This window comes from Martinezella lusitana (assembly GCF_016901135.1).
In the GTDB taxonomy this organism is placed as follows: domain Bacteria; phylum Pseudomonadota; class Alphaproteobacteria; order Rhizobiales; family Rhizobiaceae; genus Rhizobium; species Rhizobium lusitanum_D.
Genome location: NZ_JAFEVL010000020.1, coordinates 170,123 through 191,355 on the forward strand (window position 1 = coordinate 170,123; position 21,233 = coordinate 191,355).

The 21,233-nt window shown below is 61.8% G+C and carries 20 protein-coding genes; 12 read left to right on the forward strand and 8 right to left on the reverse strand.

The window, feature by feature from the left end:
• Nucleotides 1-12: 12 nt before the first annotated feature.
• Nucleotides 13-1,170, reverse strand: coding sequence for a PA0069 family radical SAM protein (locus JTP94_RS07955; RefSeq protein ID WP_204849985.1), 1,158 nt, complete (start codon nucleotides 1,168-1,170; stop codon nucleotides 13-15).
• 206 nt (nucleotides 1,171-1,376) lie between these two features.
• Here JTP94_RS07955 and JTP94_RS07960 point away from each other — a divergent pair, with 206 nt between their 5' ends.
• The gene (locus JTP94_RS07960) at nucleotides 1,377-1,895 is read left to right on the forward strand and encodes a glycosyl transferase (protein WP_204849986.1); all 519 of its coding nucleotides are present in this window, start codon (nucleotides 1,377-1,379) and stop codon (nucleotides 1,893-1,895) included.
• Between the two features lie 176 nt (nucleotides 1,896-2,071).
• Nucleotides 2,072-2,386: a hypothetical protein gene (locus JTP94_RS07965; protein ID WP_204849987.1), complete on the forward strand. Its 315-nt coding sequence runs from the start codon at nucleotides 2,072-2,074 to the stop codon at nucleotides 2,384-2,386.
• Nucleotides 2,387-2,417: 31 nt separating this feature from the next.
• Here JTP94_RS07965 and moaB read toward each other — a convergent pair whose 3' ends face one another.
• The 4 genes from moaB to JTP94_RS07985 all read right to left on the reverse strand — a co-directional run bounded on the left by moaB (nucleotide 2,418) and on the right by JTP94_RS07985 (nucleotide 6,888).
• Nucleotides 2,418-2,972 carry a molybdenum cofactor biosynthesis protein B gene (gene moaB / locus JTP94_RS07970; RefSeq protein WP_204849988.1) on the reverse strand — a complete coding sequence of 185 codons (555 nt, stop codon included), beginning with the start codon at nucleotides 2,970-2,972 and terminating at the stop codon, nucleotides 2,418-2,420.
• Nucleotides 2,972-3,886 carry a 4-(cytidine 5'-diphospho)-2-C-methyl-D-erythritol kinase gene (locus JTP94_RS07975; protein WP_204849989.1) on the reverse strand — a complete coding sequence of 305 codons (915 nt, stop codon included), beginning with the start codon at nucleotides 3,884-3,886 and terminating at the stop codon, nucleotides 2,972-2,974. Before JTP94_RS07975 ends, moaB begins: the two co-directional genes overlap by 1 nt.
• An 8-nt stretch (nucleotides 3,887-3,894) precedes the next feature.
• Entirely contained in the window at nucleotides 3,895-5,748 is a 1,854-nt protein-coding gene (locus JTP94_RS07980) for a tetratricopeptide repeat protein (protein WP_204849990.1), read from the reverse strand.
• A gap of 123 nt (nucleotides 5,749-5,871) precedes the next feature.
• Entirely contained in the window at nucleotides 5,872-6,888 is a 1,017-nt protein-coding gene (locus JTP94_RS07985) for a polyprenyl synthetase family protein (RefSeq protein ID WP_204849991.1), read from the reverse strand.
• 108 nt (nucleotides 6,889-6,996) lie between these two features.
• On the opposite strand from JTP94_RS07985, the gene JTP94_RS07990 reads away from it, so the two are divergent.
• From JTP94_RS07990 to JTP94_RS08035, 10 genes are all read left to right on the forward strand, one after another.
• Nucleotides 6,997-7,227, forward strand: a complete 231-nt coding sequence (locus JTP94_RS07990) for a DUF2007 domain-containing protein (RefSeq protein ID WP_034508396.1) — start codon at nucleotides 6,997-6,999, stop codon at nucleotides 7,225-7,227.
• Nucleotides 7,228-7,235: 8 nt separating this feature from the next.
• Nucleotides 7,236-8,012, forward strand: coding sequence for a tRNA1(Val) (adenine(37)-N6)-methyltransferase (locus JTP94_RS07995; RefSeq protein WP_204849992.1), 777 nt, complete (start codon nucleotides 7,236-7,238; stop codon nucleotides 8,010-8,012).
• A 105-nt stretch (nucleotides 8,013-8,117) separates the two neighbouring features.
• A complete protein-coding gene (locus JTP94_RS08000; RefSeq protein ID WP_204849993.1) occupies nucleotides 8,118-8,978 on the forward strand; it encodes a S49 family peptidase in 861 nt (286 codons plus the stop codon).
• Nucleotides 8,979-8,994: 16 nt separating this feature from the next.
• The gene (locus JTP94_RS08005) at nucleotides 8,995-9,186 is read left to right on the forward strand and encodes an NfeD family protein (RefSeq protein WP_204849994.1); all 192 of its coding nucleotides are present in this window, start codon (nucleotides 8,995-8,997) and stop codon (nucleotides 9,184-9,186) included.
• Nucleotides 9,187-9,310: 124 nt separating this feature from the next.
• Nucleotides 9,311-10,270 carry a glycine--tRNA ligase subunit alpha gene (locus tag JTP94_RS08010; RefSeq protein WP_204849995.1) on the forward strand — a complete coding sequence of 320 codons (960 nt, stop codon included), beginning with the start codon at nucleotides 9,311-9,313 and terminating at the stop codon, nucleotides 10,268-10,270.
• 151 nt (nucleotides 10,271-10,421) lie between these two features.
• Complete coding sequence (locus tag JTP94_RS08015; protein ID WP_204849996.1) at nucleotides 10,422-10,973, forward strand: LemA family protein; 552 nt, start codon at nucleotides 10,422-10,424, stop codon at nucleotides 10,971-10,973.
• Nucleotides 10,974-11,060: 87 nt separating this feature from the next.
• On the forward strand, nucleotides 11,061-12,317 hold the full coding sequence (locus JTP94_RS08020) for a 3-phosphoshikimate 1-carboxyvinyltransferase (RefSeq protein WP_204849997.1): 1,257 nt from the start codon (nucleotides 11,061-11,063) through the stop codon (nucleotides 12,315-12,317).
• Nucleotides 12,318-12,408: 91 nt separating this feature from the next.
• A complete protein-coding gene (locus JTP94_RS08025; RefSeq protein ID WP_204849998.1) occupies nucleotides 12,409-14,355 on the forward strand; it encodes a DUF2207 domain-containing protein in 1,947 nt (648 codons plus the stop codon).
• A gap of 169 nt (nucleotides 14,356-14,524) precedes the next feature.
• Nucleotides 14,525-16,639, forward strand: coding sequence for a glycine--tRNA ligase subunit beta (glyS, locus tag JTP94_RS08030; RefSeq protein ID WP_204849999.1), 2,115 nt, complete (start codon nucleotides 14,525-14,527; stop codon nucleotides 16,637-16,639).
• A 13-nt stretch (nucleotides 16,640-16,652) separates the two neighbouring features.
• Nucleotides 16,653-17,147, forward strand: a complete 495-nt coding sequence (locus tag JTP94_RS08035; protein WP_204850000.1) for a DUF523 domain-containing protein — start codon at nucleotides 16,653-16,655, stop codon at nucleotides 17,145-17,147.
• Nucleotides 17,148-17,219: 72 nt separating this feature from the next.
• On the opposite strand, the gene JTP94_RS08040 is transcribed toward JTP94_RS08035, so the two are convergent.
• From JTP94_RS08040 to purD, 3 genes are all read right to left on the reverse strand, one after another.
• Entirely contained in the window at nucleotides 17,220-19,037 is a 1,818-nt protein-coding gene (locus JTP94_RS08040; RefSeq protein ID WP_204850001.1) for a methyl-accepting chemotaxis protein, read from the reverse strand.
• A 385-nt stretch (nucleotides 19,038-19,422) separates the two neighbouring features.
• On the reverse strand, nucleotides 19,423-19,851 hold the full coding sequence (locus tag JTP94_RS08045; protein WP_204850002.1) for a plant virulence effector HPE1-like domain-containing protein: 429 nt from the start codon (nucleotides 19,849-19,851) through the stop codon (nucleotides 19,423-19,425).
• A gap of 112 nt (nucleotides 19,852-19,963) precedes the next feature.
• Entirely contained in the window at nucleotides 19,964-21,232 is a 1,269-nt protein-coding gene (purD, locus tag JTP94_RS08050) for a phosphoribosylamine--glycine ligase (RefSeq protein ID WP_204850003.1), read from the reverse strand.
• Nucleotide 21,233 lies beyond the last annotated feature (1 nt).

Sequence of the window (21,233 nt, forward strand, 5' to 3'; positions counted from 1 at the left end):
CGCGAGGAAAGGTCAGAGCAGCGACAGCTGGACGCCGCTGCCATCAGGCGGCACGAACAGGTCGTCGCGCAGAGCGATATTGCGCCGGGTAAGTTCGAGCCGTCGCGTTGCCATTTCGAAGCGGCGGCTGATCTGCCAGGCATAGGGTCCGGCACCCTTCATGCGTTTGCCGAACTCCGCATCGTAATCCTTGCCGCCGCGCATCGAGCGGATCAGCGACATGACGTGGCGGTAGCGATCCGGATAGTGCTGCAGCAGCCAGTCGCGAAACAGCGGGCTCACTTCCAGCGGCAGCCGCAGGATCACATAGCTTGCTTCCAGTGCGCCGGCAGCCTTGCCGGCATCGAGGATGCGCTCGATCTCATGGTCGTTAAGAGCCGGAATGATCGGCGCCACCATGATCGAGGTGCGGATACCGGCCTCGCTCAGGGCCTGGATCGCCTCCAGCCGCCGCGGCGGTGTCGCGGCGCGCGGTTCCATGGTACGCGCCAGCTTCCGGTCGAGCGTCGTCACCGACAGTCCCACCCGCACCAGGTTCCTGGCGGCCATGTCCTTGAGAATGTCGATATCGCGCATGACCAGCGCCGATTTGGTGACGATGGCAACCGGATGGTTCGCCCTGCTCAGTACTTCGAGGATCTGGCGCATGATCCGCCATTCCTTCTCGATCGGCTGATAGGGATCTGTGTTGGTGCCGATGGCGATGACGCGCGGCTTGTAGCCGGGCTTTGCCAGCTCGCGTTCCAAAAGCTTTGCCGCATCCGGCTTGGCAAACAGCTTGGCTTCGAAGTCCAGCCCCGGCGACAGGCCCATATAGGCATGCGTCGGCCGCGCGAAGCAGTAGATGCAGCCATGCTCGCAGCCGCGATAGGGATTGATGGAACGATCGAAGGGAATATCGGGCGATTCGTTGCGCGTGATGGCGGTGCGCGGCTTTTCCACCTGCACCTCGGTTTTGAAGGGCGGAAGCTCCTCCAGGGTCTGCCATCCGTCATCGAAGGTCTCGCGCTGCCGAGCTTCGAACCGGCCACTCGGATTCAATCCGGCGCCGCGTCCGCGCCGGCGCTCGACGTCGACCCTGAGGCCGGCGTCGGCGATCAAGGCGTTGGCAATGTCTGGCGTATTGGCAGGCGCGAATGCGGCCTGCCCTGCAAGGGACTGCTCGTTCATCGGTAGCTCCAGGGCGGTTCGTGGCGCCGCACGCCACGTCTAAGATGATTAAATTCCTATCCGACAAATGAGAACAATACAAGAACAAAATACGAAATTGCAGTCTGCTGCAACCTTTGAAGCTGTGTATAAGCCTTCCCGCTAAACCTTCGGGTTTGAGGGGTTATGCGCTGGCAATAAATTGTGCGCCGCTCTATAAATGGGCAATGTTGACGGTAATCATCGAATGTCAGGATCAGGAACCTGAGCTGGCGCAGACATTGGCGGCATTGGTGGCAGGCGCAATCGAGGGCCTGGTTTGTGATGTCGTCGTGCTCGATCACGGCTCGCGGGACGGCACCTCACGGGTGGCGGATGCCGCCGGCTGCCGGTTCTATTCGCAGTGGGATATAAAGGACATATTGCGCACGGCCCGCGGCGAATGGCTGCTGCTGGTCGAGCCCGGCGCCCGCCCGCAGGCCGGCTGGATCGACGAGATCGCGGAATATGTTTCGCTGAACAAGGTGCCGGCGCGCTTTACCGCGTCGCGCGGTTATCGCCGACCTTTCCTGCAGCGCATCGGCCGCGGCACGCCGCCCCTGGAGCTGGGATTGCTGCTTTCCAAGCCACAGGCCATTGCCGCCGCCAGAACCGGCATGCGGCTGGCGGAATTCGCCAAAGGCCAGAAAAGCCGCAGGCTTTCAAGCGAGCTCATTCCATCCTGGGTCGCGCGGGCGGCGCGATAGAGCTCTCATCTTCCCAGATTCCATTTGTAAACCCGGGAATAGCTGTCATAATTTTGTTGTGGCGGCACCTTTCGCGTGTCGCGTTGGGCGGCCGACCATGAAGATGCCGATATACGGCGGAACTGGTCAGCGGAACTCTCCTTTTCCGCCGAGATTTCGGCGAAAGGAGGTGCGTTATGAAACGCACGATGCTTTACCGCCTTATGGCAACAGCCTTCGTTGCAAGTGCAATTCTCTATCCCGGCGTTGCCGCCTCCCAAGCGACACTGGCCTGCGCTAAGCGCGTTGATATCATCGCGTTCCTTGGCGACCATCTTTCCGAAAAGCTGTCGGCTGCCGGCAAGCTCGATCCCAACACCATTGTTGAAATCTACGCTGCCGAAAGCGGCAACTGGACGCTGATGATCACCGACGTCTCCGGACGGAGCTGCATCATTCTCAGTGGTGATACTTGGGAATCAATTCCTGCCCTGCCGGGGCCAAAGGCATAGCGGGCTGTGAGGCCTTGCGGACGCGCAGGATCTATTTGGAACCGCCGCCGCGCTTCAGATGCTCGTCGAGGCGCGGCATGATCTCCACGAAATTGCAGGGCATGTGCCGGTAGTCGAGCTGCGCCTTCAATATGCCGTCCCAGGCATCCTTGCAGGCGCCGGGAGAGCCTGGTAGCACGAAGATGAAAGTGGCATTGGCGACACCGCCGGTTGCCCGTGACTGGATCGTCGCCGTGCCGATCTTGTCGTAGGAAATGCGATGGAAGACCTCGGAAAAGCCGTCCATCCGCTTTTCGAACAAGGGTTCAAGTGCCTCGGGCGTGACGTCGCGGCCGGTGAAGCCGGTGCCGCCGGTGGTAATCACGACGTCGACCGCATCATCAAGTGTCCAGGCTTCCACTTGCGCGCGAATGCGCTCCTTGTCATCGGGAACGATGGCGCGGGCGACAAGCCTGTGGCCGGCTTCGGCGATACGGGCGACCAGCGTATCGCCGGACTTGTCGTCGGCAAGCGTGCGCGTATCGGAGACGGTCAGCACGGCGATGCCGACGGGGATGAAGGATCTTTCGGTGCCTGGGCCTGCCATCATGCTTCTCCCGCAATCGTCTCGGTCGCCTGGAAATACCAGTCCGGCCTCTGTCTGTGAAGCAAGGCGGCCGCAGCCTCTGCCTGCTCGATCGTATCGAAGATGCCGAAGCATGTGGCCCCGGAGCCGGACATGCGCGTCACAATAGCATGCTGGCTTCCGATCAAACCGGCGAGCGTTGAAATCTCGCCGCAAATCATTCGCGCCGGCGGCTCGAGGTCGTTGCGCAGGCTTCGGATCGTTTCCACCCATTCGTCGCGCCCTTGCGGCATCCGCGACGGGAACAACAGCGGCGGATTGTCCTTACGGGAAAGCAGGCGGAATACCTCCGGCGTCGAGACGCCGACAAGCGGATTGCCGAGAACCATGGAAAAAGACGGAAAGTCCGGCAGGAGTTCGATTGCCTCGCCGATGCCGCGCGCCACCAGTGGCCGGCTTGCAAGGCACATAGGCACATCGGCGCCGAGCTTCAGCGCGATTGCCTTTGTCGTTTCCACCGGCAGTGCTGCACCCCATAGCCGCACCAGCCCGCGTAGCGTCGCGGCCGCATCCGCCGAGCCGCCGCCGATGCCCGAGGCGATCGGCAGGTTCTTTTCGAGATGGATATGGACGGGCGGCGCATCGATCCCCGCCGCGCCTGCGGCCTGCCGCAGCAGATCCCGCGCCTTGAGAACGAGGTTATTTCCCGCCTCCACGTCGGCGGCAAGAAGAGGAGCAAAGCGCCCGGAAAGGCTGAATTCGTCATGCTCGCTTGCGCGAAAGGCAAGGCGGTCGCCGTGACGGGCAAAGCTCACCAGCATATCGAGCAGATGATAGCCGTCGGCGCGGCGGCCCGTGACATGCAGCGCAAGATTGATCTTTGCGGGCGCTTCCTCCGTGAGGTCGAAATCGCCCGCTGCCAAGATCGCGTTCATGAAAAGTCTTAGGACTTCTTATCGACCGGAGCCGGCGCGTTCGAATCAGGAGCTGGCGCCGGTGCCGGATCGGGCTGCTTGGTCTTGTCGACCGTCTTGGGATCGGTGTCGAGCGCAGGCAAGCCTTTGTCGACCTTCTCCTTGATCTTCGGAATATCGGCTTCTTCCGGCTTGGAGGCCAGCGCCCGATTCCACTGGTAGACGGCTTCGAGCTTGCGGTTTACGCGCCAATAGGCATCGCCGAGGTGATCATTGATGGTGGGATCGCCGGCCTTGAGCTGTGCGGCCCGCTCCAGCTCGTTCACCGCATCGTCGAAGCGGTTGAGGCGGAAATAGGCCCAGCCGAGCGAATCGACGATGTAGCCGTCATCCGGCTTGAGGTCGACGGCCTTCCGGATCATGTCCAGACCCTGGTCGAGGTTCATGTTCATGTCGACCCAGGAATAGCCGAGATAGTTCAGCACCTGCGGCTGGTCCGGGTTCAGTTCCAGGGCCTTCTTGAAGTTCGGCTCGGCGACGGCCCACTTCTTCAGCCGCTCATAGGCGATGCCGCGCTGGAAGAACACGGCCCAATCGCTGCGCTTCGGCACGGGTCCGATGATCTGCACGGCCTTGTCGTAGTTATCGGCCATGGCCTGGAAGTCCTTGGCGTCGGAAAGGACGCTGCCATAGGCCAGATAGCTGCGGACGTCGTTGGGGTCGGAATCGATCAGCGCCTTCAGATGCTTGCGGGCATCGTCAACCTTGCCGGCCTGCGCCAGAGCAAGGCCGAGTTGCAGCTCGGAGATGCGGGCCATCGGCGAATTGTCCGGCACCTTCCTGTAGAAAGCGATGGCGCGATCGGTCTGCTCCTGCTTTTCCGCAAGCCCGCCGAGAAGAACCAGCGTATCGGCGGCCTTCGAATCGAGCGAGTTGGCGATTTGCAGATAAAGCGAAACGACATCTTCGGCGCCGTCACGGTTGAGCGCGGCACCGATGGTGAACAGCACGGCCGCTGCACCCTGCGTCGCGTCAGTTACCTGCTGGTCGGGCGTATCGCCCTTGCTGATGCTGTCGCGGAGCGCGTTCAACGGCGCATAATTGCTGACCAGGTTGTCGCCGACCGAAATTGCGTCGAGAGCCTTCTGCTTGTCGCCGGCCTTCGCCTCGAGGCGTGCCAGCGCCATGACGGAGCGCATGAAGGTGTCGGGAGCCGTCGCACCGCCTGTCTTGTCGAGGACGGCGTCGTTGAGATGCGAGCGTGCCGATTTCAAATCGCCTATCGTCAGAGCGATGGCGCCGGCATGATAGTTCTTGAAGATGTTGAACCAATCGGGGCCCTTCATCTTGTCGATCATCGCGATCGCATCCTTGCCGCGGCCGGAGCCAGCGCGGGCCCAGGCGGAGAGCAGGCTGGTCATCATCCGGTCGAGATCGTTCGGACCGTTATACTTCAGGATGTCCTGTGCGCTCCGGTATTCGTGGCGGCGGATGGCGTCCATGCCGCGCACGATCGTCGTGACGCGCTCGACGGAGGGATCGCTCTTCAGCTCGTTGGCGTATTTCACGCCTTCTTCAAGATTGCCGTTGAGCAGCAGCGAAATCATCAATCGCTGACGGATTTCCGGATTGCCCGGCTCGATCATCAGCGCCTTTTTGTAGAGCGCGATGGCGGTGTCGTAGTCGTGGTCGACATCGGCTGTGCGGGCGGCCAGGAAAGCCCCGGCAAAAGTATCGACATTTTCCGGATCGAAGGCGACTGGGGTGTTGATCTCCGGCGCTGCCGGTTTGTCCTCAGCGCGCGCGCCATTCAGGGCGGACACGGAAAGGATCGCCGCCAAGGCTACGCCCGAGAGGAAACGGATGGCAAGTCTCTGCCGCATTAGAAAGCCTTTCATCAAGGGATGGCCAGCGAAGTCGCCGGCGGCATAAAGCATTCGTGTCAACTGATTCACAACAGGATGGCTTTTTTGAAGCGGCCCTGCAAGAAATTCGGTCCGCCGCTATCAATTAACGCGTTCGATGCAGAAATCGATCACTTCCAGAAGTGCTGATTTCCAGGGCGTTTCCGGCAATGGCGCCAGAGCGTCGCGGGCGATGGTGCCATAGTGAACGGCACGGGCGATTGTGTCGGCAAGTGCGCCATATTTCGTGATCAGGCCGAGGGCCTTCTCAAGATTCTCGTCGCTGTTGTTGCCGGTTTCGATGGCGTCGCGCCAGAAGGCACGTTCTTTTTCGGTGCCGCGGCGATAGGCCAGGATCACCGGAAGCGTGATCTTGCCTTCACGGAAATCGTCGCCGACATTCTTGCCGAGATCGGCAGCCTTGCCGCCGTAATCGAGCGCGTCGTCGACGAGCTGGAAAGCAAGTCCCAGGTTGGTGCCATAGGATTTCAGAGCATTGCGCTCCGATTTGCCGGCATTGGCGACAATCGGGCCGACTTCGGCGGCAGCGGCGAAAAGCGCTGCGGTCTTGGCGCGGATGACCGAAAGATAGTCGTCCTCGGTCGTTTCCATGTTCTTGGAGACGGAGAGCTGCAGCACTTCGCCCTCGGCGATGACGCAGGCGGCTGAGGAGAGCACGTCAAGCGCCTCGAGCGAACCGACTTCCACCATCATGCGGAAGGCCTGTCCGAGCAGGAAGTCGCCGACAAGGACGCTCGCCTGGTTGCCCCAGATCATGCGGGCGGTGGATTTGCCGCGGCGCAGGTCGCTTTCATCAACCACGTCGTCGTGCAGCAAGGTGGCCGTGTGCAGGAACTCGACCGAGGTGGCGAGCTTGATGTGGTTGTCGCCCTGGTAGTTGTAGAGTGCTGCCGAGGCGATGGTCAGCATCGGCCGCAGGCGCTTGCCGCCGGAGGAGATGAGATGCTCCGCAACCTCCGGAATCATCTGTACATCGGAGCCGGCTTTCGACAGGATGAGCTGATTGACGCGTTCCATGTCCGCCTTGGTCAGGTCCACCAAAGGCTTGATGGATGCCAGTTTATTCTTGCTTTCTTCTAGCGGTATCACGACGCCCAACGATCCGGACTCCTGTTCATTTTCTGCAAAGCACCATAAGAAGGGGCGAAAGAGGCGGCAAGAGGCGAATTGTCTCGTCGCGTAAATTTGACAGGAAACCTGACGCTTATGCACGAGCTGATCCGCACCAACGATCCCGTTCTTCTCTCCTTCGCGGAGAGCCTGATGAAGGACGCCGGGATTCATTGCTTCGTCGCAGATCAGGCCATGAGCATTCTCGAGGGCTCGCTCGGCATGCTGCCGCGCCGTTTTCTGGTGGAGGAGGAGCGCGCCGATCAGGCACGGCGCATTCTTGTCGATGCCGGCCTCGGCGACGAGTTGCGCCCGTCGCGCGCCTGAGGTCCGTCATGGCCGAGAGCCCTTCCGAAACGACCGACGCCTTCCATCGCGGGGCGTTCCATGTCGTCCAGCCGAAGGGCAGGGGGCATCGTTCCGGCATGGATGCCATGCTGCTGGCCGCGCTCGTCGCCGACGAACGCCCCATCAGGGTGGCCGACCTCGGCGCCGGCGCGGGTGCGGCCGGCATGGCGGTGGCGTCGCGGCTCGATCGGGCTGATGTCGTGCTGTTCGAGCGCTCGCCCGACATGGCCGAATTCGCCCGCAAGAGCCTGTTGCTGTCAGAAAATGCCCGTTTCGCCGGCCGTGTCTCGGTCCGCGAGGCCGATGTGACGCTGACGGGCAAGGACCGCAACGAGGCGGGGCTGGTCGACGACAGCTTCCATCACGTCATCATGAACCCGCCCTTCAACGACGCCAGCGACCGGCTGACGCCCGACGTGCTGAAGGCCGAGGCGCATGCCATGACCGAGGGGCTGTTCGAGCGATGGATACGCACGGCAGGCGCCATCATGATCCCCGGCGGCCAGCTGTCGCTCATTGCCCGGCCGCAATCGATCGGCGAGATCATCGCCGCCTGCGGCCGCCGCTTCGGTGGCATTGAGATCACGCCGATCCATCCGCGCGAGGGCGAAAACGCGGTGCGCATCCTGGTGACGGCGATCAAGGGATCGAGGGCGAGGCTGGCGCTGCGCGCGCCACTGATCATGCACGGCGAGGGGACGCACAAATTCTCCGATTTCGTCGACGACATGAACAACGGCCGTGCCGCCTATCCGCGCAAATAAAGCGTTGCTGGCGTTAATCTGCGCATGAAATGCGATCGGCGATGTTGCGTTTGCCGTTTCCATGCATACATCACGGGCAGCAAACATCATGATTCAAGGTGACGAATGGTTGGGTTTTTCAGGCGCATGCTTCCGAAGCGGTTTCGCAAGGAAAGGGTAGTCATACCTGTCGTGCGGTTGAGCGGTGTCATCTCCACCGGCGGAGGTCCGCTGCGGCAATCGCTGAATCTGGCGGGTGTCGCGCAGGCATTGGAAAAGGCCTTCGACATGAAGGACGCGCCGGCCGTCGCCATCGCCGTGAACTCGCCGGGCGGCTCTCCGGTGCAATCGCGGATGATCTATAATCGTATCCGCGATCTGGCTCTTGAGAAAAAGAAGAAGGTTTTGGTCTTCGTCGAGGATGTGGCGGCCTCCGGCGGCTATATGATCGCGCTGGCCGGCGACGAGATCATCGCCGATGCCACCTCCATCGTCGGCTCGATCGGCGTCGTCTCCGGCGGGTTCGGCTTTCCGGAGCTGTTGAAGAAGATCGGCATCGAGCGCCGCGTCTATACCGCCGGCGAGAACAAGGTGATCCTCGATCCGTTCCAGCCGGAAAAGGAAAAGGACATCGACTATCTGAAGAGCCTGCAGCTCGAGATCCACAAGGTCTTCATCGACATGGTGCGCGAGCGGCGGGCGGGAAAGCTTGATGCGGACGATACGGTGTTTTCCGGCCTCTTCTGGACGGGAGGCCGCGGGCTGGAGCTCGGCCTCATCGACGGTCTCGGCGACATGCGCCAGGAATTGAGGAAGCGTTTCGGCGACAAGGTCAAGCTCGCGCTGATCACGACGCCACGCAGCCTTTTCGGCCGTCGCGCGCCCGGCGTTTCTCTGTCTGGTATCGATGGTCTCGGTGCCGGCCTTGCTTCCGGGCTTGCGGAAGTGGCAGAGGAAAAGGCATTGTGGAGCCGGTACGGATTGTAATCGGGAGCGCTGGGTAATGCCCCAGATCATCTTCTTTGTCGCCGCTGTCGGCGGCCTGTGGTTTTTATATCGGCGCTTCGTCCGCGACGCACAGAGGCTTGCCGAGAAGTCCCGCCGCGCCGAAACGGAACGGCGCACGGGCGCGATCGGAACCCTGGTCAAGGATCCGAAGACCGGGGAATACCGGGTCAAGCGGGATGATGAGTAGCATTCGCGGATGCCGCGGGCCGGGCAATGGCCAGTCGACAGTTTACCTGTCAAAGTCTTGACCCTTTCGCCCCGTCGTGGCACCTGTCCGCCAAACCATTCGCTAGCGGAAGAAATCAATTCCCATGACTGCCAACGTGCCCGACCATATGAACCCGAAGCGCTCCTTTCAGGCGCTGATCCTGACGCTGCACAATTATTGGGCCGACAAGGGTTGCGCGGTTCTGCAGCCCTACGACATGGAAGTTGGCGCCGGCACGTTCCATCCGGCGACCACGCTGCGTGCGCTGGGTCCGAAGCCCTGGCGGGCAGCCTATGTCCAGCCGTCGCGCCGTCCGTCCGATGGCCGCTATGGCGAGAATCCGAACCGCCTGCAGCACTATTATCAGTATCAGGTCATCCTGAAGCCCAATCCGCCGAACCTGCAGGAGCTCTATCTTGGCTCGCTGAAGGCGATCGGCCTTGATCCGCTTCTGCATGACATCCGCTTCGTCGAGGATGACTGGGAAAGCCCGACGCTCGGCGCCTGGGGTCTCGGCTGGGAGTGTTGGTGCGACGGCATGGAAGTGTCGCAGTTCACCTATTTCCAGCAGGTCTGCGGCATCGAATGCGCGCCGGTCGCAGGCGAATTGACCTATGGCCTGGAGCGCCTGGCGACCTATGTCCAGGGCGTCGACAGCGTCTACGATCTGAATTTCAACGGCCTCGAGGGCGAAGACAAGATCAGCTACGGCGATATCTTCCTCCAGGCCGAGCAGGAATACTCGCGGCATAATTTCGAATATGCCAATACCGAAATGCTGCATCGCCATTTCATCGATGCCGAGAAGGAATGCCTGGCGCTGCTGGCAGCCGGGGCGCCCGGCGACAGCGATAACCAGCGCCTGCACAAATGCGTTTTCCCGGCCTATGACCAGTGCATCAAGGCCAGCCACGTCTTTAATCTGCTCGATGCCCGCGGCGTCATCTCCGTGACCGAGCGGCAGAGCTACATCCTGCGCGTGCGCACGCTGGCCAAGGCCTGCGGCGAGGCCTTTCTGCTGACGGATGCAGGCGGCATCAACTGGAACCAGCGGGCCGCCTGAACGGCAAGAAGCAGCGGCGCGCGGGTGTGCTTTTGCGCTGCGGCATCGCTCCGCGGCCCAATCTTGGGCCTTCGCTGCGGCGAAAGCCGAGTGACATTGCCGGCAAATCTGCCTAGTGTCCCTGCGGTTGCAGTCGCCACGGGGAGTCGAGATGTATATTCTTCTAGCGATCATAGTGCTGGCAGCACTCTATGTCGTCTTCATCTACAACGGGCTCGTTCGTGCGCGCCAGGTCGCGGAAGAGGCATGGTCCGGCATCGACGTGCAGTTGAAGCGCCGCGCTGATCTCATCCCCAATCTGGTCGAGACGGTCAAAGGCTATGCCGGCCATGAGAACAAGACACTTATCGAGGTCACCCAGGCGCGCGCTGCGGCCCAGGCCGTACCATCAGGCGATGTTGCCGGCCGCGCCGTTGCCGAGGGCATCCTCAGCCAGGCGCTTGGCCGTCTGATGGTCGTTTCCGAAGCCTATCCCGACCTGAAGGCCAATACGGGTTTTGTCGAGCTGCAGCAGTCGCTGGAGACGACGGAAAACGAGATCCAGATGTCGCGCCGCTATTATAACGGTGCCGCGCGCGATCTGAACGTCAAGGTCGAGACCTTCCCCAATAATCTCATCGCCGGCCCCTTCGGCTTCGTCAAGAAGGCCTACTTCGAGATCACCAACGAAGCGGATCGCGCCGTTCCCACGGTAAAGTTCTGAGATTCCCGCTATCGGTTTTTCATGCGAGGCGGTAAAGGAGGCCGACCGACGGCCATCGGCCGCCTTCCTGACTGACCAAAGAGAATGATGATGGGTAGAGCCAAACTCACGATTATCCCGCCTGGCAAGCCGTTGACCGGCCGCGCCATGCCGCCGGGATCGAAGTCGATCACCAACCGCGCGCTGCTGCTCGCAGGCCTTGCCAAGGGTACGAGCCGGCTGACCGGCGCGCTGAAGAGCGACGATACCCGCTATATGGCCGAAGCGCTGCGCGCCATGGGTGTTGTGATCGACGAGCCGGATGCCACGACCTTCATCGTGACAGGCAGTGGCGAGCTGAAGCCGCCGGCCGAGCCGCTTTTCCTCGGCAATGCCGGCACGGCAACACGCTTCCTGACCGCTGCCGCCGCCTTGGTTGACGGCAAGGTGGTGGTCGATGGCGACGCCCATATGCGCAAGCGGCCGATCGGCCCGCTCGTCGATGCGCTGCGTTCGCTCGGTATCGACGCCTCGACCGAGACCGGCTGCCCGCCCGTGACCATCAACGGCACCGGCCGCTTCGAGGCAAGCCACGTGCAGATCGATGGCGGCCTTTCCAGCCAGTATGTCTCTGCGCTCCTGATGATGGCCGCCGGCGGCGATCGCCCTGTTGATGTCGAACTGCTTGGCGAGCATATCGGCGCGCTCGGTTATATCGACTTGACGGTTGCAGCCATGCGCGCTTTCGGCGCCAAGGTCGAGCGCGTGAGCCCGGTTGCGTGGCGCGTTGAGGCCACGGGCTACCACGCCGCTGATTTCCTGATCGAGCCGGATGCCTCGGCCGCAACCTATCTCTGGGCGGCGGAAGTGCTGAGCGGCGGCAAGATCGATCTCGGCACGCCGGCAACGGAATTCTCGCAGCCGGATGCGCGCGCCTATGATTTCATCGCGAAATTTCCGCACCTGCCTGCTGTCATCGACGGTTCGCAGATGCAGGACGCCATCCCGACGCTTGCCGTTCTCGCCGCCTTCAACGAGACACCGGTGCGCTTCGTCGGCATCGAGAACCTGCGCGTCAAGGAGTGCGATCGTATCCGGGCGCTGTCGAGCGGTCTGTCACGCATCGTGCCGAACCTCGGCACCGAAGAGGGCGATGATCTGATCGTCGCTTCCGATCCGAGCCTTGCGGGCAAGGTGCTGCCGGCCGAGATCGACAGCTTCGCCGATCATCGCATCGCCATGAGCTTTGCGCTCGCCGGCCTGAAGATCGGTGGCATCACTATTCTCGACCCTGATTGCGTTGCCAAGACCTTCCCGGCCTATTGGGATGTGCTGGCATCGCTCGGTGTCGCCTACGAAGACTGACGCCTCGCTTCATAAGGGAACCGAGTGCGGAAACTATGTTTTACGCCAGACGGCGTCCTGTAGGGCGCCGCGGATATCTCTTGGGGGTGTGATGACGCGGCTTTCCGGGCTTCTCCTGGCTTTGTTCCTGCTGCTTTGCGCAACCGTGGCATCGGCGGCAGAACTCATCACCAATTTCGATCAGGCCATCGCCTTGCATCGCGACGGCTCGATGCGGGTGGTTGAGACCATCGCCGTGAACGCGGAAGGCCGTGCCATCCGGCGCGGCATCTTCCGGGATTTTCCGCTGACATTCACCGATGCCAACGGCCGCAAGGCCGAGGTGGATTTCAAGGTCATCTCTGTCGAGCGGGACGGGCAACCGGAGGATTGGCGCCGCGAACGCATCGAGGGCGGCGAGCGCATCTATATCGGCAACGCCGATCGAATCCTGAACCAAGGCCCGCACACCTTCCGCATCACCTACGACACCAACAGGCAGATCCGCTATTTCGACGATCACGAAGAGCTCTATTGGAACGTCACCGGCAACGGCTGGCAGTTCCCGATTCTCCGCGTCATGGCGACTGTTGCGTTGCCTGATGGTGTCCAGCCCCAACAGCTCGCTTTCTTCACCGGGCCGCTCGGAGCGAGCGAGCAGAGTGCAAGCGCCAGCACGCAGGGCAACACTGCCACATTCGTCACCACCCGCCCGCTCGCCATGGCCGAAGGCCTGACGATCGCCATCAAGCTCGCGAAAGGCGCGATCGAGCCGCCGAGCAATAGCCAGCAGTGGAGCTGGTTCATTCTCGATCATATCGATACGGTCATCGCCATCGGCGGCCTGATCGTGCTGTTTGTCTATTATATGCGGAGCTGGGTCAGAGTCGGGCGCGATCCGGCGCGCGGCGTGATGGTTCCGCGCTGGGATCCGCCTGACGGTATTTCTCCGGCGCTGGTCAACTATATCGACAACAAGGGCTTCACCCGCTCGGGATGGACGGCGCTGTCGGCGACGGCGATCGATCTTGCTGTGCGCGGCTATGTCATCCTCGATGATCTGAAGGAAAAAGTGGTCATCCGCCCCACAGGCAAGGCGGCCGGCAGCAATCTGGGCGGCGGCGAAAAGGTGCTGATGCAGGCTGTCGGGCCGTTTTCCCCGCTTGTCATCGACAAGGAAAACGGCGAGGCGGTGCAGAAGCTCGGCTCGAAGTTCCGCAGCGCCATCGAGCGCGACCATCGCGATGAATACTACAAGGCTAATGCGCTCTACGTCATTATCGGCGTTGCCCTATCGGTTCTGATCCTGGCGTCCATCATCATCTTCGGGCGGCTGCACGAGAATGTGGTGCCGCTGATCATCATGCCCGGCTTCCTGTCGATCTTCGTGACGATCTTTACCAACATCATCGGCCGGAGATTCCGCCGTCATAACGCCGGTCTCGGCCAGCGAATTCTTTCCGTTTTGATCTGCGCCTTCTTCGGCTTCATCTTGGTATCCGCTGTCGTCAACGGCTTTGGGGCCGCGGTCGTGCCTTTATGGGAGGCGGGCTTGCTGCCGCTGACGGCCGGCATCGTCGGCATTTTCGCCCTCAACGTCGTCTTCTACTTCCTGATGGGCGCGCCGACGCCGCTCGGGCGCAAGATGATGGATGGCATCGACGGCCTCCGGCAATATCTGACGCTGGCCGAACGCGATCGGATGAACATGCAGGGCGTGCCGCAGATGTCGCCGCAGCATTTCGAGAAGCTGCTGCCCTATGCGGTGGCCCTCGGCGTCGAAAAGCCCTGGTCGAGCGCTTTCGAAACCTGGCTCGCCACCGCCGCGGGAGCGACCGTGGCGGCAGCCTATGCGCCGGTATGGTATTCCGGCAATTTCAACCCCGGCAATATCGGCGGAACCATCGGCGATTTCTCCTCGTCGATGGCTTCGACAATCGCCTCCACCATTCCCGCACCGGTATCCAGCTCATCTTCTGCCTTTTCGGGCGGTGGGGGCGGAGGCGGTGGCGGCTCCTCCGGGGGTGGCGGCGGCGGTGGAGGTGGCGGGGGATGGTAGTTGTCAACCTCCCCCTTGAGGGGGGAGGTCGCCGCGCAGGCTGTTCTGGATACGATATTTGCCATTGTGCAGCAGCGGCAAATTTTGCTAGCAGAGGCCGACCGTTTTCACCCCACTCCGGCACACCGTGCCGACCCTCTCTCTCAAGGGGAGGGTGAGGAACCTTGACATGCCCGATCTCCTGCTCGAACTCCGCTCCGAGGAAATTCCCGCCCGTATGCAGCGCAAGGCTGCCGGCGATCTGAAGAAGCTGGTGACTGATGCCCTGGTCGAAGCGGGTCTTTCCTATGAGGGCGCCAGGGAATATTGGACGCCGCGGCGGCTGACGCTCGATATTCGCGGCCTGACGGCGCGCTCCGCCGATGTGCGCGAGGAGCGCAAGGGGCCGCGCACCGACGCCAATGAAAAGGCGATCGAAGGCTTTTTGCGCGGTGCCGGCCTCTCGTCCATCTCCGAAGCGCAGGTGCAGAGCGACCCGAAGAAGGGCGATTTCTACGTTGCGATCATTTCGAAGCCCGGCCGCGCCGCCGAGGAAATCGTCGCTGCCGTGATGCCCGATATTATCCGTAATTTCCCTTGGCCGAAATCCATGCGCTGGGGCAAGGCCTCGGCCAAGCCCGGCTCGCTGCGCTGGGTGCGCCCGCTGCAGTCGATCGTCTGCACCTTCGGCACTGAGCATGAAGAGACCGTCGTCATCCCCTTCGAGATCGACGGCATCGTCGCTTCCAACGTCACCTACGGCCATCGCTTCCATGCGCCTGAGGCGATCACGGTCAAGCGTTTCGACGACTATGTCGCGAGCCTGGAAAAGGCCAGCGTCATCCTTGATGCCGAGCGCCGCAAGGATATCATCCTGCACGATGCCCGCGACATCGCCTTTGCCAATGGCCTGGAGCTGGTCGAGGATGAGGGCCTGCTGGAAGAAGTGTCCGGTCTGGTCGAGTGGCCGCAGGTGCTGATGGGCTCCTTCGAGGAAGACTATCTGTCGATCCCCTCGGAAATCATCCGTCTGACCATCAAGACCAACCAGAAGTGTTTTGTTACCCGCCCGCAGGTGGGCGAAACGCTGTCCAACCGCTTCATTCTCGTCTCGAACATCCAGGCGACGGATGGCGGCAAGGAGATCATTCACGGCAATGGCAAGGTCGTGCGTGCCCGCCTGTCCGATGCGCTACATTTCTGGAAGCGTGACCAGGGCGATCTGCCCGACCTCGAAACGCTGGAAGCTGCCGCCGCCAAGTTTGGCCTCGACCTGAAGAAGCCGCTCGATCAGCGCATGGCCAAGCTCGACGCGCTCAAAGTCACCTTCCATGCCAAGCTCGGCAGCCAGGGAGAGCGTGTCGCCCGCATCCGTGCACTTGCAGCCGAACTCGCCAAGATCACCGGCGCCGATCCCGTTTTGGTCGATCGCGCCGTTGTGCTCGCCAAGGCCGACTTGCGCACCGAAGCCGTCGGCGAATTCCCCGAACTGCAGGGCCTCATGGGCCGCAAATATGCGGCACTGCAGGGCGAGAACGCCTCGGTCGCTGCCGCCATCGAAGATCATTACAAGCCGCAAGGCCCTTCGGACCGCGTCCCCGAGGACAAGGTAGGGGTTACCGTAGCGCTCGCCGATAAGCTGGATACGCTCGTTGGTTTCTGGGCGATCGACGAGAAGCCCACAGGCTCGAAAGATCCTTACGCGCTGCGCCGGGCCGCTCTTGGCGTCGTTCGTATCCTGCTGGAGCGAGGCGTGCGCCTACCACTGCTGGCGACGACCAAGGATGCTGATCTGCTGGCCTTCTTCCATGATCGCCTCAAGGTCTACCTGCGCGATCTCGGCGCCCGCCACGACCTGATCGACGCCGTGCTGACGCCGGAAACGGACGACCTTCTGATGATCGCTCGCCGCGTCGAGGCGCTGACAGCCTTCATCACCTCCGAAGACGGCAAGAACCTGCTCGCCGGCACCAAGCGCGCCACGCAGCTTCTGGCCGCCGAAGAGAAGAAGGGCACGGTTGTCGCCGACAGCGTTTCGGAAGCGCTGCTGAAGCTCGATGCGGAAAGGGATCTCTTTGCGGCCGTTAAGGCAGCTTCCGCCGAGGCCTCCGATGCGATCGCCAAGGAAGATTTTCGTTCGGCCATGGCAGCACTCTCCAAGCTGCGTGCGCCTGTCGACCGCTTTTTCGAGGACGTACTCGTCAACGATGAAGACGCCGCCATCCGCGCCAACCGTTTGGCGCTGCTGCGCCTGATTCGTGAGGCGACAGGCACCGTTGCGGACTTCTCGAAGATCTCGGGATAAAACCGGAGGCGCGATGACCGGAAAGATCCTCGTTAGCGCCTGCCTCATGGGCCATGCCGTCCGTTATGACGGCCGTTCCAAGCCGCTTGTGCATCCGGCGATCGATCGCTGGCGCGCGAAGGGGCGGCTGGTGACGATCTGTCCGGAAATGTCCGCCGGCATGGTCGTGCCCCGGCCACCGGCTGAGATTGCCGGTGGGGCGAGCGGCGAGGATGTGCTTGCCGGCACCGCGCGCGTGAGGGAAATCACCGGTAACGATGTCACGCAGGGATTTCTCCGGGCGGCCGAAAACGCCTTGGCGCTCGCGCGCGAAACCGGCTGCCGTTACGCTCTCCTCATCGATGGCAGCCCGTCCTGCGGTTCCGGCTTCATCTATGACGGCTCCTTTTCCGGAGGCCGGCATTCGGGCCGTGGCGTTACGGCTGCGCTACTGAAGCAGGCCGGCATCGAAGTCTATTCCGATCGCGAGATCGACAGGCTGGTCGAGCGGCTTGACGCGGCGGACTGACGGAGAATTGCGGCTCAAAAAGAAACCGCCGGACGCGAGCCCGGCGGTTTTGCTCTTACTGATTCTATCTGCTTAGGCGGCCCGGCGACGATGATCCATTGCCGGGCGCCCATCCGTGACGCGGAAGCCGCGGATCAGGGCGAGCAGATCTTCCGTATCGGCAGCGAGTGTCTCGGCCGATGCCGTCGTCTCCTCCGCCATGGCGGCGTTCTGCTGCGTGGCGGCGTCGAGCTGGTTCATCGAGGACGAGATCGAACGCAGCGTCGTATCCTGCTCGGAGGCGCTGTGGGCGATCTTCGAGACGATCTCGTTGGCCGCCTTGATCTGGTCGGAGATGCGCTTCAGCGCTTCGCCGGCCTCGCCAACGAGGCGAACGCCCTGGTTGACCTGGCCAGAGGAGCGAGCGATCTGGTCCTTGATTTCCTTGGCGGCTGCCGCGGAACGCTGGGCCAGTTCGCGTACTTCCTGGGCGACGACGGCAAAACCCTTGCCGGATTCGCCGGCGCGGGCGGCTTCGACGCCGGCGTTCAGAGCCAGAAGATTGGTCTGGAAGGCGATCTCGTCGATGACGCCGATGATCTTGCCGATCTCCGACGAAGACTTTTCGATACCGCTCATCGCTTCGATTGCCTGCGCAACCACGGCATCGCTGCGTGACGCCTCGGCGCTGACGGCATGAACGCGCTTGCTGGCTTCGTCAGCGCCTTCCGCGGTCTGGCGGACGGCGACGGTGAGCTCGTCGAGTGCCGCCGAGGTCTCTTCCAGGCTGGCGGCCTGGCGCTCGGTGCGCTGCGACAGCTCATTGGAGGCGCGACGAATTTCCTCCTTGCTGAGACCGATATCGTTGCCCTTGGAGGTGACGCGCCCCATGGCTGCCTCCAGATGCGACAGTGCCTCGTTGAAATTGTTGCGCAGGCCTTCGTAACCCGCGCCGAGGTCGCTGCAACGCACCGTCAGATCGCCCCGGGCGAGTTCTTCGAGTGACCGGCCGATGACGGAGACGACGCGCGCCTGTTCGTGCGCCTCGTCCTGCTGCTGGCGCAGGTTCTGTTCGCGCTCGCTGCTGATCTCCAGCTCCTGCGCGACCTGGCGTTCCTCCAAGGTATGGCGCTCGCGGATCTTTTCCTGAAGCGCCTGGGTGGCCTTGGCCATCAGGCCGATTTCGTTGCGCATATCGGCATGCGGGATAACGATCTTGACATCTTCATCGGCCACGGCCTTGAGAGCGGCGTGAACATTGGCGAGCGGTTTGGTTATGCCGCGAATGAAATAGAAAGCTGCACCGATGCCAATCAAGAAGACGAGGCCGCAGATCAGCAGCCCGCGCCACATCGTCGCGTTGATCTGGGTCTGCAGGTCGTCCATGTAGACGCCGCAACCCAGCACGATCTGCCAGGGAGCGAAAGCGGCGGAATAGCTGCCCTTCAGGAAGAAATCGCTGTCGGGATGGCCGGGCTTGTTCCAGTAGTAGATCGTCCGGCCGCCACCCTTGATACCCTTCTCCACCATTTCCTTGCTGAAATGGGTGCCGTTCTTGTCAACCTGCGAGGACATGTCCTTGCCGATATTGACCGGGCTCGGGTGGATGCGCTGCACGACATTGTAGTCGAAGCCGAAGAAATAGCCGGCCGGCGCAAAGCTTACATGCGACAGCAGCTTGAAGGCCTCGGCCTGGGCTGCCTCATGCGTCATCTCGCCGGACTTTTCGCGTTCGTAATATTGATTCAAAACGGATATGCCGGATTCGACCTGCGTGCGCAGCATGTCAAAGCGGTCGTCATAGATGGAATCGGCCTGCGACCGGATCTGGAAATAGGTGGCCACGGCAAAGGCGGCCATCAGGACGCCAAGCAGGGCGAATAATTGATGTGCGATCTTGAGATTCTTCATAATACCTCCACAGGTAGGTGAATACCGGTGCGGTATCCTACCGCCTGTGCGATCGCCTGAGAGATTCCCAATACGCTTGCCGCCGCTCGAAATGACATGCTGCTGTCCGGTAGACAGTAAAATCTCATTTTATGTCTAAAAAACCTTTAACTTGAGCAGCCTGGTTGTACTTACCGGGAGTTGAAACCTGGGATATGGCGTGGCGGGATAAGTAATATTTATTTAGACTCGAGAATAACTTGAGTGAAAATCAGAATTTCCGGGGATTTATTTTAGAAATAGCAAATGCGCTCGGGGACTTAGCCTGAGCGTATTGTCTTGTCATCATGGCTCTGCCCGCCGACCCGAAAGGTGGGCGGGCGAAGCAGGACATGACAATTCGCGGCTATTGACGAAGCTGGAAGCCGGAGAGATCGAGCGGCGCAAGCTCGGGAGCCTGGGCGATTTTCGGCAAGGCTGCGGTCTTTACCGCCACATCGATGCCGTCGACGGGCTCGCCGGCCGCAGCCAGGGCCTCGGGGGTCGGCTTGGTGACGAAGACGACGGGGGAGCCGCCCATCCAGGCCTCTGTGCGCACAACTTTCTTCTCGCCGTCGATGCTGCGGATGACGATGGATTGCGTACCGGGCGTCAGCGTCGGCACGACATATTCCCTTTCGACCGCCTTCGGCTTGAGGGGAGGGCACTGGACGCACGTCTTGTCGACAATACTGCTGTTGCGGTCGAGCAACTTGCCGTCGATAGGCTGGATAGACGAGGCCATAGCGGAGCCGCCGGCCAGTACGCATGCCAAGGTCAGGAAGAAGGAACGCATAACAAACAACTCCGTCTATGTTGACGAAGACACTAGCGAGCCTTTGTTTCCATACCGTCAGGAGATTAGGTAAAAATTTAGTGGACCGCGGATTGAGAGAGCGGTGCGCCGTTCACGTCTCGCGCTCGACCGCGCGCCAGCCGATGTCGCTTCGGTAGAAGCCGTTTTCCCACTGTACCTCGCTGGCAAGGGCATAGGCGCGCTTCTGCGCTTCGCTCACAGTCTTGCCGGTCGCGGTAATATTGAGCACCCGGCCGCCGGTCGCAACCAGCGCCCCGTCCTTGAGGGCTGTGCCGGCATGAAACACTTTCGCCCCATCGGCGTCTGCCGGCAGCGCTGATATCGGCGTGTTCTTGGCGTAGGAGCCTGGATAACCTTTCGAAGCCATGACCACCGTCAGCGCGGCGTCATCGCTCCATTCGGCGCCGACTTGATCCAGCGTGCCGTTGGCGCAGGCGAGAAGCAGCGGTAGCAGATCGCTCTTCAGGCGCATCATCAGCACCTGGCATTCGGGATCGCCGAAGCGGACATTGTATTCGATCAGTTCCGGTCCCTTGGCGGTGATCATCAGCCCCGCAAAGAAGACGCCGGAGAAGGGATGGCCGCTCTCCGCCATGCCGCGCATCGTCGGCTCGATGATTTCCTTCATCGTGCGGTCGACCATATCAGGCGTCATGACCGGGGCTGGGGAATAGGCACCCATGCCGCCGGTGTTCGGGCCGGTGTCGCCGTCGCCGACGCGCTTGTGATCCTGGGCGGTGGCCAGAGCCAGCGCATGCTTGCCGTCGCAGAGGCAGAAGAAGCTTGCCTCCTCGCCGTCCAGATAGGCCTCGATCACCACTTCTGCCCCTGCCTCGCCGAATGCGCCCTCGAAGCAGTCGTCGATGGCAGCAAGGGCTTCGTCGACCGTCATGGCGACCGTTACGCCCTTGCCGGCGGCAAGCCCGTCGGCCTTGACGACGATCGGCGCCCCCTGCGCGCGGACGTAGGCCCTGGCCTTTGGCGCGTTGTTGAAGCGCTGATAGGCGCCGGTCGGAATATCGTAGCGGGCGCAGATATCCTTGGTGAAGCCCTTGGAGCCTTCCAATTGCGCCGCGGCGGCGGAAGGGCCGAACACCGTGATGCCTTCAGCGCGGAGCTTGTTGGCAATACCGGCAACCAAAGGCGCCTCCGGGCCGACCACGACGAAGTCGATGGCTCTTTCCTTGCAGAAGGCGACGACGGCTTCATGATCGTCGATATCGAGCGCCGCAAGCGTCGCATGTTCGGCAATGCCAGGATTGCCTGGGGCGGCATAGAATTCCGTCATGAGTGGTGATTGCGCCAGCTTCCAGGCCAGTGCGTGCTCGCGTCCGCCCGATCCGATCAACAGAACTCTCATG